Consider the following 14,847-nt stretch of genomic DNA (forward strand, 5'->3'; position numbering starts at 1 on the left):
TGACAACTGCTTTTATGAATAGTATTATTATAAGTAGCATATGCTCATAATAATATTTATTAATGGAGGAGATTAAAGATGAAAGTAGCAGTAGCAAGTGATAAAAACGTGGTTAGTGGTCATTTTGGACATTGTGAAGGCTTTACAATTTATGAAATTGAAAATGTAGAAATAAAGGATAAATCTTTTGTAGCTAATCCTGGTCATAAACCGGGATATTTACCTGTATTTTTAAAAGAACAAAAAGCAGAAGTTATAATTGCGGGAGGAATGGGAGAAACGGCACAGGATTTGTTTGCTGAAAATGGAATTGAAGTTATCGTAGGAGCGCAGGGAAATGTTGATGATGTGATTCAGCAATATATTGCCGGAATCTTAAAATCTACAGGAAGCGTATGTACAGAACATGCTCATGAAGGTCATTGCAATGACTAAAGTCATTTATTAGTCGGAAGGAGAAACTATGGAGTTGAGGATAACAACATTAATTGAAAATAATCCGGACGATCAGAATAAATTACATTATGAGCATGGATTATCTTTGCTTATAGAAATAGATGGAAAACGTATTCTTTTTGATACTGGTCAAAGTGGAGATTTCATTCAAAATTCCAATAAATTGAATCAGGATTTAACAAATTTAGACTATCTTCTTTTGAGTCATGGACATTATGATCATAGTGGTGGGTTTCAAAAATTTGTAAAAGAGATACATAAAGTTCCTCAGTTAATTGTTGGAGAAGAATTCTTTAAGCCAAAATATAAAAAAGTTTCACAAAACGAGTATAAATTTAATGGTAATTCTTTTGATGAAGAGTTTATTGAACAAAAGAATATTAATTTAAAAAAAGTATATGATGAAATGGAAAATTTAACAGAGCATACTTTTATTTTTCATCATTTTAGAAGAAATAATGACTTTGAGCAAAGGAACAGTAAATTTTTTATAAAAGTAAATTCCAGTTATATACCAGATGATTTTGATGATGAAATTTCACTTGGTATTAAGACTCATAAAGGGTTGGTAGTAATTGTCGGGTGTTCACATATTGGCGTAATTAATATTTTAGGTACCATATATGAAAAAGTAAAAATGCCAATATATGCAGTGATAGGGGGAACCCATTTAGTTGAGGCCGATGAGGTTAGGATACAGAAAACGATTGAAGCAATGAGAAACTTTAATATTCAAAAGGTGGCAGTATCTCATTGCACAGGAGAAGAAGGTATCCGGTGTTTTCGTCAGGAATTTAAAGAACAATTTTTTTATAATAATACTGGAAGAATAATTGAAATATGAATCAAAAAGGATTGTGCTACAAAGAGGACAGTCTTTTTTAAAACATAAATAGGAAAAAGTGATAGGGAATGAGTGTATGAATTGGAATATGTATTCTGATAAGGTGATTGAGCATTTTATGACTCCTAGAAATGTTGGAAGTATGGCTGGTGCGGATGGAGAAGGACATTTTGGGGAACCAGAATGTGGAGATTCTTTAACAATTTATATTAAGGTGAAAGAAAATGTTATTTCGGATATAAAATTTTTGGTTTTTGGATGTGTGGCTGCTGTTGCATCAAGCAGTATGACAACTGAACTTGCAAAAGGAAAAATGATAGATGAGGCTTTGAAGATTACAGATCATGATATAGCAGAAGCATTAGGCGGCTTGCCGGAAAGTAAGATGCATTGCTCAGTACTTGGAGCAAATGCGCTGAAAAATGCAATTGAAAATTATTTAGTGAAGAATAAATAGTATAGATATAGAAAGTAGAAATATATTATGAAAATAAAAGAGATTTTTGAAAAGAAAAAACCTATAGTATCATTTGAAATATTTCCGCCGAAAAAGGAAACCTCAATAAAACATATTGATGAAACTTTAAAATATTTAAGTGAACTGAATCCGGATTTTATCAGTGTTACTTTTGGTGCAGGGGGAAGCAGTAATCACAACCAAACGGTTGAATTAGCTAAAAAAATTAAACACGTTTATCAGGTTGAGCCATTAGTTCACTTGACTTGTTTAAATTATAGCAGGTCTGAGATAGCCTATATTCTTGAAGAATTAAAAGAAGCCGATATTCAAAATATATTAGCACTTAGAGGAGATGTTAATTCGAAGATTGAAAGAAAAGCTGATTTTTGCTATGCCAGTGATTTAGTAGCTTTCATTAAGAAATATGGTGATTTTGGCATAAGTGGAGCATGCTATCCGGAAACTCATATGGAAGCAGCAAATGAAAAGGAAGATATCTTGAATTTGAAGAAAAAGATAGAGAATGGTGCAGAGCATTTAATTTCACAATTATTTTTTGATAATGATATATTTTATAACTTTCGGGAAAAAGTTCGCCTTGCAGATATTCGTGTACCTATCGAAGCAGGAATTATGCCAGTTACGAATAAAGCACAGATAGAGAAGATGGTTTCTTTATGTGGCGCATCATTACCAGGAAAAATCAGTAAGATCATCCAAAAATACGGGGATAATAAAGAGGCACTTTTTGATGCCGGAATTGCATATGCGATAGATCAAATCGTCGATTTACTTGCACATGATGTGGATGGGATACACATCTTTACAATGAATAATCCAGCTGTGGCTAGAAAAATTACAAAAGGAATCAAGGCACTAATTTGAAAGAAATCCTAAAAATAGTACTTTTTATTTGACATATTGCGTAAAAATAAATATAATAAAGTAAACGCTGGAGACGATTACGTCATGATTGTCTTCAGCGTATTCTGTTATGGGAAAGAGAGGATAAATAATGAAAGACATGAAAAAAATTGTAGCACTTATATTAATAGCACTAGTCGTAATGCCTATTGCAGCAGGTTGCGGATCATCAAAATCAAAATCCGACAAGAAATATAAAATAGCTACCGAAACGGCATTTCCGCCATTTGATTTTACCGATTCATCAGGTAAATTTGGAGGAATTGATATTGAAATGTTAGATGCGATAGCTAAGGACCAGGGATTTGAATATGAGTTACAGAAAATAGGGTTTGATGCGGCATTACTTGCTGTACAGACGGGGCAGGCAGATGGAGTCATAGCTGGTATGTCAATTACAGATGAAAGAAAGAAAAAATTTGATTTCTCAACATCTTATTATGAAGCGGAAGTAACCTTAGCGGTAGCTGCCGGATCCGATATCAAATCTTTAGAAGATTTAAATGGTAAAAAAGTTGCTGTAAAAACTGCAACCAATGGAGCTGATTATGCAAAATCAATCGCAGATCAATATGGTTTTACAGTCGTTGAGTTCTCAGATTCTCCGACCATGTATCAAGATGTTATAACAGGAAATACAGCAGCATGCTTTGAAGATTATCCTGTAATGGCTTACAATGTTAAAAATGGTGCTAAAATGGAAATTCCGGAAGGAATGACAGCAGCAGGCTGTCCTTATGGATTTGCAGTAGCTAAGGATAAGAATGAAGAATTAATGACTAAGTTTAATAAAGGACTTGAAAATATTAAAGCAAGTGGTAAATTTCAAGAAATTATTGATAAGTATACAAAATAGTTAACATAAAGACGCATAGGAGGTATGATAATGCCGGCAGTTCTTGAATCATTATTTAACATTCTTAATTCTTATTCTGGAATGTTACTATCAGCGCTTGGTGAAACACTTCTTTTGACATTGCTTTCTTTGATATTTGCATTTGTCATTGGACTATTTTTCGGGTTGTTGAATGTTAGTAAATCAAAAATACTTAATATTATAGGTACAATTTATGTTGACGGAATTCGTGGAGTTCCTTTGATGGTTCTGGCATTTTTCATATATTTTGGAATTCCTGGAGCAATAAGTGCAAGTGGAATTTCTGATTTTAAGATGTCGGCACTTGTAGCAGGTACAATTGCTCTTTCTTTGAATGCAGGTGCATATATGGCAGAGATTTTCCGCGCCGGTATACAGTCTGTAGATAAAGGACAGATGGAAGCTGCCAGAAGTTTAGGACTACCTTATAGTATATCTATGAAAAAAGTTGTTCTTCCACAGGCTATACGAACCATGATACCGTCAATTATTAATCAATTTATAATCTCCTTAAAAGATACCTCGATTCTAATGGTAATCGGTTTTCCTGAAATAACACTAGCAGGTAAAATTATTGCAGGTAATACATTTGATCCTTTGGTTACCTGGGGAATTGTAGCGGTAATGTATATGATTATCATTATCTCTTTGTCTAGACTGGCTAAGGTAGTCGAAAGGAGGATTAATGTTGGAGATGCAAGATAACATACAGGTTTGCGTAAAAGGTTTAAAAAAGAATTTTGGTAAATTAGAAGTTTTAAAAGGTATTGATGTACAAATTAAAAAAGGTGAAGTCGTTGTACTGCTCGGACCATCAGGTTCAGGGAAATCTACTTTTTTACGATGCTTGAACAGATTGGAAGAAATTACAGCTGGTAAGGTATCAGTAGATGGAATAGATATTACAGATAAGAAAGTGAATATTAATAAAGTACGTGAAAATGTAGGTATGGTATTTCAACATTTTAATTTATTTCCACATATGACAGTTTTGGATAATGTCATGCTTGCACCAGTAGAATTAAAAAAGAAGACAAAAGAAGAAGCGAAGGAAGAAGGCAAAAGACTATTAGAACGTGTAGGGATGTCCAGCAAGGCAGAGGTCTATCCACCACAGCTATCCGGTGGACAGAAACAACGTGTTGCTATAGCAAGAGCACTTGCTATGAATCCTGATGTTATGCTTTTTGATGAACCTACTTCAGCACTCGATCCTGAAATGGTTGGTGAAGTATTGCAGGTTATGAAACAGCTTGCAAGGGACGGGATGACGATGATAGTGGTGACCCATGAAATTGGATTCGCCCGTGAAGTTGCCAGCCGTGTCATATTTATGGATGAAGGCTATATTGTAGAAGAAGGTACTCCTGATGAATTAATTACAAATCCAAAAGAATCGCGCACGATTGATTTTTTAAGTAAAGTACTATAATTGTTTTGTAAACCAACAAGGAGGGCAGCATGAAAAAGATTATAACAATTAGCCGAGAATTTGGGGCAGGCGGTGGAGAAATTGGAAGGAAGCTTTCTGAAAGACTTCATTACCAATACTATGATAAAGAAATTATTTTGCAGGCAGCCGCTGAGTCTAATCTTGATATCTATAGTTTAATAGAATGGGATGAGAAAGTGCCGATACAATTTGCTTTTTCTCAGAGTTTATTTGATTTTTATAATCGTCCTTTAAGTGAAAAAATTTTTAAAGCACAGTCTTCTGTTATTAGAATGATTGGTGAAAAAGGAAATTGTATTATTGTTGGACGTAATAGTAATTCAATTTTGAAAGAATATGAGCATTCTCTTCATGTATTTGTACATGCCAGATTTAACTGGAGGTTGGAACGAATGAAAGAGAGAATGAAGGGAATGTCAGAAGCAAAAGTGGCTGAACAAATCAAACGTATTGATAAAACAAGAAATTCATATTGTACGTATAATACACGTCATAAATTTGGTTGTTCTAAGTATTATGATTTAACACTAAATTCAGAAAAGTTTGGTATCGAACGTTGTGTGGATATTATATGTGAAGCATTGGAATATGTTTAAGATTAAGAAGTGTTGCAACAGAAAATTTATTACTTAATAAGTAAAAAGAATAGCGTGTGAATTATTATTCTTTAAAGAGATTCAGTCTCTGGAGAATAATAATCACACGTTATTTTTTGTATAGGTATTATTCAATATCAATCACAGATTGCCTTTCGATCATATTGACGTCTACAAGAATTTTGTTTTGTTTCACTTTTTTTGTAGTGAGTCTTTCAATCAGGAGGTTAGCGGCAAGCGAAGCTTTTTTGTGCAGGTTTTGACTTACGGTAGTAAGTTTTGGTGATGTATAGAGGCAGGGGAGAATATCATCAAAACCTACAATGGATAAGTCTGCAGGAATGCGCATTCCACCCAGTCGAGCACCTTCTATCATTCCGATTGCACATATATCAGCAGTTGTTACCGCTCCTGTAATCGGAATTTTGGATGACGCGATTGTTGTTCCGGCTTTGATTCCGCCCTCATACGTTGGTGAATTTTCAATGACGAAAGAGGAATTAAATGCAATTTTGCTTTCTTCTAAAGCACGTTTATATCCCAAAAATCTTTGTTCAAGAAGTGGGTTGTTTTTATAATCAGCAATAAAAGCAATATTTCTGTGTCCATGTGTAATAAGATAACGAGTGGACAGGAACATTCCTTTTTCATTATCACATCCAATATTCATAACATTAGGATTTTGAGAAGAACTATCAATAAAAACCATTGGAAGTGATATTTGTTCAATTAGACTATCAATGATTTCATCAAAAGATGGATAGAGAAATATGGCACCATCTACGTTCCAAGTATGAAAAAGAGTTAAAATATCAGTCTGCTTTGCAACAGAACGAATCATAGGATAATATCCATTCTCGCGAAGTGTCCGCTCAATTTCTCCTAACATAGATCCTACATAAGGATTTTCAAATAAAGTAGTACCATGTGTAGTTGCAGTTTTTTCGATTACAGGGACAATCAAAGCTATAATTTTCGAGGATTTCGCTGTAAGACTGCGTGCTGATTGATTCGGAACGTAGTTATTTTTAGTAATGATTTTATTAATCTTTTCAACTGTACTTTTGGAAACGCGATTATGCTTTCCGTTAATTACGTTTGAAACAGTCATAGTGCTAACGCCTGCTTCAGCGGCTATATCTTTCAGTGTCATTCTTAGTTTCCTCCATAGTTTAATGTTATACTACAAATATACCATAGGTTTATAATAAATAAAATATTTAATTGTAAACCATTTTATAAATGTGCAAAACTACCAAATATAAAGGTTGTAATTTATATAATATATAAAAAATAACAAATATCGTTGACATTTAACGTTAAACTTTGTATGATATATATAGGTATAACGTTAAACCTATAAAATTGAGGATGTGAATTGTAAGCAGGTTATAAGGAGGAGATGGAATGAGAAGTAAAATGAAATATTTTTTAACAGTCGCAATGATATTTGTTACATTATCAACCGGTTGCGGTAGAACAAAAGAGAGTAATTCAGTGAAAGTGGATGTGCCGACAAAACCATTTGGGAGTACCATTGTATATGATCCGGCGAAAGAGATTAATGATGGGAAGAAAATTACGATAGAACTTTGGGAATGGGGAAGTGATGAGACCTTTCAGAAATTGATTGATGGTTATACTTCAATTCATCCAAATGTAACGATAAAACTGGTAAGTAATCCATGGGATGATTATTGGACGAAACTTCCATTGGCATTGCAAGACAAAAACGGACCCGTAATTTTTAATATACATAATAGTTATCATGAAAATATAATAAATTATTGTGCTCCATATGAGATATCAGTTGAAGATTTAGAAAAAGATTTTAATGACATCAAACCACATGTAAAGGACGGAAAAGTATACTATATAGATTTTGGTATTATGACAGGTTCTGTATATTATAACAAAGCTATGTGGAAAGCTGCAGGCCTTGCAGATAACGATATCCCAAAGACTTGGGATGAGTTTCGTAATGTAGCCAAAAAATTGACAATTAAAGATGGGAAACATATTGTGCAAGCAGGTATTAATTTTAATACTGAATTTTATCAGACATATCTTCTGGGGTTGAATTATCAGCTTGGGCAAAATTTATTTTCAGAGAATGGAAAGACAGCAACGATAAACACACCTGCAATGAAGAAGGTAATGAACATGCTGCTTGATATATATAATGTTGATGGTTCTGGTTCCAAAGATTTTGGGACATCAGGTTCGGAAAGTTTTGGTCAGGGACAGTCCGCTATGACACTAATGTGGGGACATTATAAAGAAACATTACAAAATGATTACCCAGACATAGATTATGGTGTTTTTGAAATCCCTTCGTTTGATGAGAAGCCTTATGCTTATAATCGGTATAATGGGGAATCAACTTTTGGTATCAATAAAAATTCAAGCAAGGAAGCTCAGGCAGTTGCACAAGATGTCATAAAATATTTTCTGGCAAATGACGAGATTCTTAAAGAATTTAATTTAGCAAGATGTACATTTCCAACCAAAAAGTCGCTGACGGATGACTCGGATATTTTGGCACATCCGGCTATGAGTGTTCTGGCAGAGCATATAGATAGATATATATGGCCGGGACCAATGCCTGCAGTTGTTGAGGAGTCGTTAAAAATTGCAGGTCAGGATATCATGTATAATGGGAGCGATATTGAAACAGCTTTGCAAAAAGCAGAGAATTCTATAAATGAAGAATTAAAATCATCTGATTTTACTGCAGTAGAGAATCTATATAAGTATGCGAAACAGAAAAAGTGAGGAGGGAATCTATGCTTAATAAGAACCATCCATTGCAGAGTAAAAGTGAAGTAATTCTTAGAAATATAGTAGTTACGGCCATGATAATATATTTTATAGTGTTTTTGATAATACCGATTGGAACTGCATTTGTAGGAAGTTTTCATGAATGGAATCCACTCAGCGGAACATTTCGTTTGTTAGGTCTTGATAATTATAGAAAGATATTTACAGATAATTTGTTTTGGAAGTCGCTTAGTAATACGATTGTATTCTCGTTTGTAGTAATCATATTTCGAGTCGGATTTGGTCTGGCAATTGCATTAGCAATTTATTCTAAAATGATTAAGCACAAAAGTTTTTTCCGGATGTTATATTACATGCCGGTAGTTACCCCAATGGTAGCTGTAGCATATGTTTGGAAGTTTATGTATCATCCACAAATCGGTACCATGAATCAGATATTTGGACTTAATGTTAATTGGTTGATGAATTCTAAGATGGCATTGCCTGCTATTATGCTAATGACGATTTGGAAGGATTTTGGATATGCAGTTGTTATGTTTATGGCAGGGTTATATTCGCTGCCGAAAGATGCTATGGAGGCTGCCGATGTAGATGGGGCCTCTCCATGGCAGAAATTCAGGTACATAACCATTCCTCTTTTAAAACCAATGATACTATTTGTGGTGATCACATCTATTATTGCCTATATACAAGCGTATGTTCAGGTGTTGATTTTGACAGAAGGAGGACCGGGAACTTCAACATTTCTTTCTTCTTATATTATATTTGATGAGGCATTTGTAAAATATAATTTTGGATTTGCTTCTGCAATGTCGTTTATTATGTTCGTTGTAACCGCTGTTCTAACGTGGCTTTCGTTTCGAGTAACCAGATCAAAAGGCTAGGGGGGATTGGAATGCGTAAAAAAGTAAATAGTTTTTTATTAAGAATAATTTTATTGATTCTAGGGTTGATTGTTGTTTATCCATTCATATGGATGTTAAGTTCATCTTTCAAAAATAACAGTGAGATTAATGCATTAAAGCAAACATTACTGCCAAAGGTATTTACACTAAATAATTATTTAAATATGAATGAGCATTTTGATTTTGTACGTTTTTTTATAAATTCAATATTAGTGGCTGTTACAGTTACGATTATAGTTGCGTATACAAGTACAATTTGTGGATATGTATTGTGTAAATATAAATTCAAAGGGAGGAAACTACTTTTTGGTTTTATTCTGGCAACAATGATGATACCCTGGTGCGTAATCATTATTCCTAAGTATTCTATGATGAAAGTATTTGGATGGATGGATTCTTATAAAGCAATCATAATTCCTGCCATGTTTAGTGGATTTGGGATATTTATGATGAAGCAGAACTCGGAAAATATACCGGATGAAATCATAGAAGCAGCAAAGATAGATGGGGCAAATGCACTACAAATATTTCATAGAATTATTTTTCCAATGTCCAGAAATGGAATTGCGAGTATTTCAATTTTTCAGTTTCTATGGACTTGGGATGATTTCCTATGGCCTTATTTGGTAATACAGAGTAAGGATAAACAGTTGCTTTCAGTTGGTCTAAGAATGTTTAATGGTCAATACGCAACAGATTATGGAGCTTTGTTTGCAGCTACTGCCATTTCTATCATTCCTGTACTGGTCATTTATATGATTTTCCAAAAGCAGTTTATTGCAGGTATTGCTGCTTCAGCAGTAAAAGGATAATGGAGAGATAATATGAAGAAAAATCAATTAAATACAAGACCCAATGCTAGAGAAGAAAATATCGTACAAGGAGAAAAATATCGATTTACAGTGCTTACTCCACAATTGATAAGAATGGAGTACAGTGAAACCGGAGTGTTTGAAAATCGTGCTTCTCAAATAGTAATAAATAGAGATTTCGAACAATGTGATTATAGGATAATAGACCAAGATGATAATCTGGTTATTATAACATCAAACTTAAGAGTAATGTACAATAAACAGGAATTTTCAGCATATGGTCTTTCGGTTCAAGTGCTTGGTAATATAAGCATTTATAATAGTCTTTGGCATTATGGTGAAATAGGTGATAATCTAGGCGGCACTGCCAGAACTTTAGATCAGGTCGATGGGAGTGTTAATTTAGAACCCGGTCTTCTTTCAAAAAATGGATTTTCTATTTTGAATGACAGTGAATCCTTATTATTGACGGAGGATGGCTGGGTAATGCCGAGAAAAAATCAACAAAAGGATATATATTTCTTTGGGTATGGAAGAAGTTATAAGGCATGTTTAAAAGATTTTTATTATCTATGTGGAAAAACTCCAATGTTACCACGATTTGCACTTGGCAATTGGTGGAGCAGGTATTACAGATATTCAGAAGAAGATTATAAAAGACTGATATTACGATTTGCAGAAGAAAAAATCCCTTTTTCTGTAGCAGTTATTGATATGGATTGGCATCTTGTAGATATAGATGAGAAATATGGGAGTGGCTGGACTGGATTCACGTGGAATCGGAACCTTTTTCCGAATCCTAAAGAATTTTTGCAATGGCTGCATGAAAATAATTTAAAAGTAACATTGAATATTCACCCTGCGGAGGGGATACGTCCTTATGAAGAGATGTATCCGGATATGGCTAATGCGCTGAATGTTGACACCGAAAATGAAGAACCTGTAGCAATGGATGTGACGAATAAAGCATTTTTAGAGGCATTCTTTAATTTTGTAAACCATCCTAATGAAGAAGATGGAGTAGATTTTTGGTGGATTGATTGGCAACAAGGTATATATTCAAAGATAAAGGGGTTGGATCCTTTATGGATGTTGAACCATTATTATTTTCTGGATAGTGGGAGAGATGGAAAACGGCCTATGATATTTTCCAGATATGCCGGACCTGGAAGTCATCGATATCCTCTAGGGTTTTCAGGTGATACGATTACTACATGGGAATCGTTAGAATTTCAACCATATTTCACCAGTACGGCATCAAATATTGGGTATGGATGGTGGAGTCATGACATAGGGGGACATATGATGGGAATGAAAGATGACGAGTTGGCTGTACGGTGGCTTCAGTTCGGTGTTTTTTCACCTATTATGCGCTTTCATAGTTCCAATAGTGAATTTAATAGAAAAGAACCTTGGAAATACAGTTTGGAAATTCGTGAGGTAATGAACCGTTTTTTGAGACTTCGTCATGAAATGATACCATATTTATATACAATGAATTATAGAAATTATGCTTATGATGAACCGCTGATTCAACCAATGTATTATTCTTACCCGAAAGTGGAGTCGGCATATGAGGTTAAGAATCAGTATATGTTCGGCAGTGAATGTATCGTAGCGCCTATTACTTCAAGAACTAACAGAGAGTTAAAAATGGCGAGTGCAAATGTGTGGTTTCCGGATGGAAAGTATGTAGATTATTTCACAGGACTTGTCTATTCAGGAAATCGGCATTTAAAATGTTATCGTGACATAAATTCAATTCCTGTTTTTTTGAAAGAAGGAGGAATTTTCCCTGTATCAGAAAATATGGAAATTGAAAATCCTAAAGAGCTGACGATAACTGTATTTCCTGGTTGTAGTAATCAGTTTGAATTATATGAGGATGACAATACTACAATTGGATATAAAACTGGTGAATCTGTAAAAACTTTGCTGGAATTGATTGAAAATGAATTTACAGAATTTGTAATTCATAAATCGCAGGGAGATTTAAAATTAATTCCAAAGATAAGAACATATAAAATACGTTTTTTGGCAACATCACCGACGGAGACAGAAGTATGGATCAATCAAAATAAAGTAGTTGCTGAAACGACTTATAACAAGGAAGATGCAAGTCTTAACGTTATAATTCGCGATGTCATGGTAATAAATGATATCCGTATTAAATTTAAAGAAAAACTGAAATTGGTTGAAACAAATGTAGAAAAAAGAATTTTTTCAATATTGGACCACGCTCAAATTTCTTTTTTGCAGAAAGAACAATTGTTTCAAATTGTCAAGTCTGAAAAGTCCTGTAGTACTAAAGTAGCAGAACTTCTTTATCTTGGAATAGATTCAAATCTACAAAATAGTATAATAGAGGTTTTGACATCAACTGAAAAGCTGTAAGCGAAAGTATCTTAAATTCATTATAGTGGAACATTCTCTTCGGGTTGTTCATAGAATATAGAAAGTTGATAGCGTTGTAGGAGTTTGTTATGTATCCTTATTTAGAAGGAATATGGATGGATTCGACAGGACGTTATAGCAGTATAGTACAGACAGGTGATACTGTGTTGTTGGATACTGGTGATCATATGATAATGAACGGGAAAATAGTAGAGGTTGAACCTAATATATTTAGGATAGAAGCAGGAAATAGGGTGGGAAACATAAATGCTTGGTGGAATAGCGTTTTATGGGATAATGGAGAAAATTGGATTAAATTGGAGTCCCACCCTGATATATTTCCGAATCTTCATGGAATATGGGAAGTTGGTAGTCCGAACAATAATGGGAGATACAGCAAAATTATAGAGCTGCATTGTGAACCGCTTTATTCAACACCAAATTCAGCGCAACCAATTAATGTGGTACCTTTAATTCTAGAGGATCAAAACCATAATGTAGCAAACGGATATTTTGTTTATGATACAAGTAAAATAGTGGTGCCAGAGTGGAACGATTTGGTTGGTAGTTTATTTAGTTTTGGTAACAGGATTAACTGGTCCGATGGAACTTTTTGGTTAAGAAGAACGAGACAGTTTATTTAGAAGGGTTTGTTGTAATGTTTATTACAGCAGCCCTTCTTTATCCAAAAAATCTTTTATTTTATCAATATCTTTTTGAACGCTTATGGAATCAACTGCAGGTCCTTTCAAAATATCTCCATCATAAGTGAAGCGGGAACCATGACAAGGGCAGTCCCAAGTTTTTTCAGCAGAATTCCACTTCAGTTCACAGCCCATATGAGTACAAGTAGTATCGACGATATGGAGTTTGCCCTGTCTATCTTTATATACGCCAATTTTCTGTCCTTCCCAATCTATTATCCTGCCTTCCTCTATTTCCAGCTGAATATCCTTTTGTTTGGACGATAATTTTCCTTCTACAAAATTTTTTGCTACATTCGAATTTTGAGAAATAAATGTTCCTATAGAAGATGCAGATATTTTACGTGTAGGAGAATAAACATCCTCCCATGGGCTTTTTCCGTCTAAAATCAGACTTTTAAGAAGAATGGCAGATGCAATGCTGTTTGTCATTCCCCATTTGCCAAAACCTGTGGTCACATAAATATTTGGATTTTTTGAGGTAAGTTGTCCAACATAAGGTAAATTATCTAAAGTCATACAATCTTCGGTGGACCAATGATAAGGAATATCTTCTACAGTATATAATTTATTAGCAAAATCAATTAATTTTTCGTAGTGTAGAGAAGTATCTTCACCTTGACCTGTTTTGTGATGTTCGCCACTGATTAAGATTAAATCTCCGTTTTTGGTTTTTTGGTTTCTAAGTGAACGTCCGGGATCTTCGGCTGTGATATACATACCACCGGGGTATTGCTGCTTTGCTTTGAGTGCAATTACATAGGACCTTTCAGAATAGATTTTTGAAAAATAGAACCCGGATTTATTAAGGCATGGATAATGCGAGGCAATTATTATTTTATCGGCCTGTATTTTTTTGTTTTGATTTGTAATTAGAGTTAAAGTATCTTTTTCTTCTAAGTTTGTTATTCTGCTGTGTTCATATATTTGGCCGCCGTTTTTAATTATCTTTTCAGCAAGTGGGATTAAAAATTTTCGTGGGTGAAATTGAGCCTGGCCGTCAAAACGTATCGCTGCTTTGACAGGATAATCAAGAGGTATTTTATCTAAGTAGGAAGCCTGGATGCCTAAAGATTCTGCTGCCTTGACTTCTTCTTGTATCTTTTCGATATACTTATCTTGAAGTGTATAAATGTAGGCAGATTGTGGGGTATAATCACATTCGATTTGATTCTCTTTTGCTAATTTTTTAATCATATGAATTGCAGTTTCATTAGCAGCTGCATACTGTTCAGCTAATTCTTTACTTAGTTGATTTATAATTTTATGATAGATCAAACCATGTTGAGAAGTGATTTTGGCTGTAGTATGTCCGGTCGTAGATTGAAGTATTTCTCTTGCTTCAATGACTGCGACCTTTATTCCTTGTTGACTTAGCAAATATGCGGCGGAGATTCCTGAAATCCCTCCTCCTATAATGGCAATATCAACTTTCATATCATTCTGCAATGTTGGATAACCCTTTTGGGTCATAGATTCTATCCAATAGGACGAAGGCAGCGTATAAATCGCATTTTCTTTTCTTGGTGACATAAGCGAATCTCCTTTTCGAATTATTTCCTACTATATTTATGATGCTTACTATTGGATTTTATGCAATTACTGAAATATATTTGTTTTGAAAGACTAACTATTAAATGT

Annotated in this window: 15 protein-coding genes; 13 read left to right on the plus strand and 2 right to left on the minus strand. The window is 34.1% G+C overall.

Translation table 11 applies throughout. The annotated features are described in order from the left end of the window. The first annotated feature begins 78 nt into the window (after window positions 1-78). The 8 genes from DWV06_RS01955 to DWV06_RS01990 all read left to right on the plus strand — a co-directional run bounded on the left by DWV06_RS01955 (window position 79) and on the right by DWV06_RS01990 (window position 5,610). Window positions 79-435 (plus strand): NifB/NifX family molybdenum-iron cluster-binding protein, encoded by a 357-nt coding sequence (locus DWV06_RS01955; RefSeq protein ID WP_115480498.1) that lies wholly within the window; start codon window positions 79-81, stop codon window positions 433-435. Between the two features lie 28 nt (window positions 436-463). After that, the gene (locus DWV06_RS01960; RefSeq protein ID WP_115480499.1) at window positions 464-1,300 is read left to right on the plus strand and encodes an MBL fold metallo-hydrolase; all 837 of its coding nucleotides are present in this window, start codon (window positions 464-466) and stop codon (window positions 1,298-1,300) included. Window positions 1,301-1,376: 76 nt separating this feature from the next. Then, the gene (locus DWV06_RS01965; protein ID WP_115480500.1) at window positions 1,377-1,757 is read left to right on the plus strand and encodes an iron-sulfur cluster assembly scaffold protein; all 381 of its coding nucleotides are present in this window, start codon (window positions 1,377-1,379) and stop codon (window positions 1,755-1,757) included. A gap of 27 nt (window positions 1,758-1,784) precedes the next feature. Beyond that, window positions 1,785-2,645 (plus strand): methylenetetrahydrofolate reductase [NAD(P)H], encoded by an 861-nt coding sequence (metF, locus tag DWV06_RS01970; protein WP_115480501.1) that lies wholly within the window; start codon window positions 1,785-1,787, stop codon window positions 2,643-2,645. 139 nt (window positions 2,646-2,784) lie between these two features. After that, window positions 2,785-3,540 (plus strand): transporter substrate-binding domain-containing protein, encoded by a 756-nt coding sequence (locus DWV06_RS01975; RefSeq protein ID WP_334293995.1) that lies wholly within the window; start codon window positions 2,785-2,787, stop codon window positions 3,538-3,540. A 30-nt stretch (window positions 3,541-3,570) separates the two neighbouring features. Further along, a complete protein-coding gene (locus DWV06_RS01980; protein ID WP_115480503.1) occupies window positions 3,571-4,266 on the plus strand; it encodes an amino acid ABC transporter permease in 696 nt (231 codons plus the stop codon). After that, window positions 4,247-4,993 carry an amino acid ABC transporter ATP-binding protein gene (locus DWV06_RS01985; RefSeq protein WP_115480504.1) on the plus strand — a complete coding sequence of 249 codons (747 nt, stop codon included), beginning with the start codon at window positions 4,247-4,249 and terminating at the stop codon, window positions 4,991-4,993. The genes DWV06_RS01980 and DWV06_RS01985 overlap by 20 nt, the downstream gene beginning before the upstream one ends. A gap of 29 nt (window positions 4,994-5,022) precedes the next feature. Further along, complete coding sequence (locus DWV06_RS01990; protein WP_115480505.1) at window positions 5,023-5,610, plus strand: cytidylate kinase-like family protein; 588 nt, start codon at window positions 5,023-5,025, stop codon at window positions 5,608-5,610. A 127-nt stretch (window positions 5,611-5,737) separates the two neighbouring features. Here the strand turns inward: DWV06_RS01990 and DWV06_RS01995 are convergent, their stop codons facing one another. Continuing rightward, entirely contained in the window at window positions 5,738-6,787 is a 1,050-nt protein-coding gene (locus DWV06_RS01995) for a LacI family DNA-binding transcriptional regulator (protein WP_268877866.1), read from the minus strand. Between the two features lie 230 nt (window positions 6,788-7,017). On the opposite strand from DWV06_RS01995, the gene DWV06_RS02000 reads away from it, so the two are divergent. From DWV06_RS02000 to DWV06_RS02020, 5 genes are all read left to right on the plus strand, one after another. Next, window positions 7,018-8,385, plus strand: coding sequence for an extracellular solute-binding protein (locus tag DWV06_RS02000; RefSeq protein WP_115480507.1), 1,368 nt, complete (start codon window positions 7,018-7,020; stop codon window positions 8,383-8,385). An 11-nt stretch (window positions 8,386-8,396) separates the two neighbouring features. Next, window positions 8,397-9,275 carry a carbohydrate ABC transporter permease gene (locus tag DWV06_RS02005; RefSeq protein ID WP_115480508.1) on the plus strand — a complete coding sequence of 293 codons (879 nt, stop codon included), beginning with the start codon at window positions 8,397-8,399 and terminating at the stop codon, window positions 9,273-9,275. A gap of 11 nt (window positions 9,276-9,286) precedes the next feature. Beyond that, window positions 9,287-10,108, plus strand: a complete 822-nt coding sequence (locus DWV06_RS02010; protein ID WP_115480509.1) for a carbohydrate ABC transporter permease — start codon at window positions 9,287-9,289, stop codon at window positions 10,106-10,108. A 12-nt stretch (window positions 10,109-10,120) separates the two neighbouring features. Beyond that, window positions 10,121-12,502: a glycoside hydrolase family 31 protein gene (locus tag DWV06_RS02015; RefSeq protein WP_115480510.1), complete on the plus strand. Its 2,382-nt coding sequence runs from the start codon at window positions 10,121-10,123 to the stop codon at window positions 12,500-12,502. An 89-nt stretch (window positions 12,503-12,591) separates the two neighbouring features. Further along, on the plus strand, window positions 12,592-13,146 hold the full coding sequence (locus tag DWV06_RS02020) for a hypothetical protein (protein WP_115480511.1): 555 nt from the start codon (window positions 12,592-12,594) through the stop codon (window positions 13,144-13,146). A gap of 21 nt (window positions 13,147-13,167) precedes the next feature. Here the strand turns inward: DWV06_RS02020 and DWV06_RS02025 are convergent, their stop codons facing one another. Then, window positions 13,168-14,739 (minus strand): FAD-dependent oxidoreductase, encoded by a 1,572-nt coding sequence (locus DWV06_RS02025; RefSeq protein WP_115480512.1) that lies wholly within the window; start codon window positions 14,737-14,739, stop codon window positions 13,168-13,170. Window positions 14,740-14,847: the final 108 nt, after the last annotated feature.

It is taken from the genome of Anaerosacchariphilus polymeriproducens (assembly GCF_003363435.1).
Taxonomy (GTDB): Bacteria; Bacillota; Clostridia; order Lachnospirales; family Lachnospiraceae; genus Anaerosacchariphilus; species Anaerosacchariphilus polymeriproducens.

What these genes read in the sequence shown, in the direction of transcription:
- DWV06_RS01985 (WP_115480504.1), top strand. Translation starts at nt 4,247, where the DNA reads ATGTTGGAGATGCAAGATAACATACAGGTTTGCGTAAAAGGTTTAAAA.
- DWV06_RS02000 (WP_115480507.1), top strand. Translation starts at nt 7,018, where the DNA reads ATGAGAAGTAAAATGAAATATTTTTTAACAGTCGCAATGATATTTGTT.
- DWV06_RS01960 (WP_115480499.1), top strand. Translation starts at nt 464, where the DNA reads ATGGAGTTGAGGATAACAACATTAATTGAAAATAATCCGGACGATCAG.
- DWV06_RS02005 (WP_115480508.1), top strand. Translation starts at nt 8,397, where the DNA reads ATGCTTAATAAGAACCATCCATTGCAGAGTAAAAGTGAAGTAATTCTT.
- metF (WP_115480501.1), top strand. Translation starts at nt 1,785, where the DNA reads ATGAAAATAAAAGAGATTTTTGAAAAGAAAAAACCTATAGTATCATTT.
- DWV06_RS02015 (WP_115480510.1), top strand. Translation starts at nt 10,121, where the DNA reads ATGAAGAAAAATCAATTAAATACAAGACCCAATGCTAGAGAAGAAAAT.
- DWV06_RS01975 (WP_334293995.1), top strand. Translation starts at nt 2,785, where the DNA reads ATGAAAAAAATTGTAGCACTTATATTAATAGCACTAGTCGTAATGCCT.
- DWV06_RS02025 (WP_115480512.1), bottom strand. Translation starts at nt 14,739, where the DNA reads ATGTCACCAAGAAAAGAAAATGCGATTTATACGCTGCCTTCGTCCTAT.
- DWV06_RS01965 (WP_115480500.1), top strand. Translation starts at nt 1,377, where the DNA reads ATGAATTGGAATATGTATTCTGATAAGGTGATTGAGCATTTTATGACT.
- DWV06_RS02010 (WP_115480509.1), top strand. Translation starts at nt 9,287, where the DNA reads ATGCGTAAAAAAGTAAATAGTTTTTTATTAAGAATAATTTTATTGATT.
- DWV06_RS01990 (WP_115480505.1), top strand. Translation starts at nt 5,023, where the DNA reads ATGAAAAAGATTATAACAATTAGCCGAGAATTTGGGGCAGGCGGTGGA.
- DWV06_RS01955 (WP_115480498.1), top strand. Translation starts at nt 79, where the DNA reads ATGAAAGTAGCAGTAGCAAGTGATAAAAACGTGGTTAGTGGTCATTTT.
- DWV06_RS01980 (WP_115480503.1), top strand. Translation starts at nt 3,571, where the DNA reads ATGCCGGCAGTTCTTGAATCATTATTTAACATTCTTAATTCTTATTCT.
- DWV06_RS02020 (WP_115480511.1), top strand. Translation starts at nt 12,592, where the DNA reads ATGTATCCTTATTTAGAAGGAATATGGATGGATTCGACAGGACGTTAT.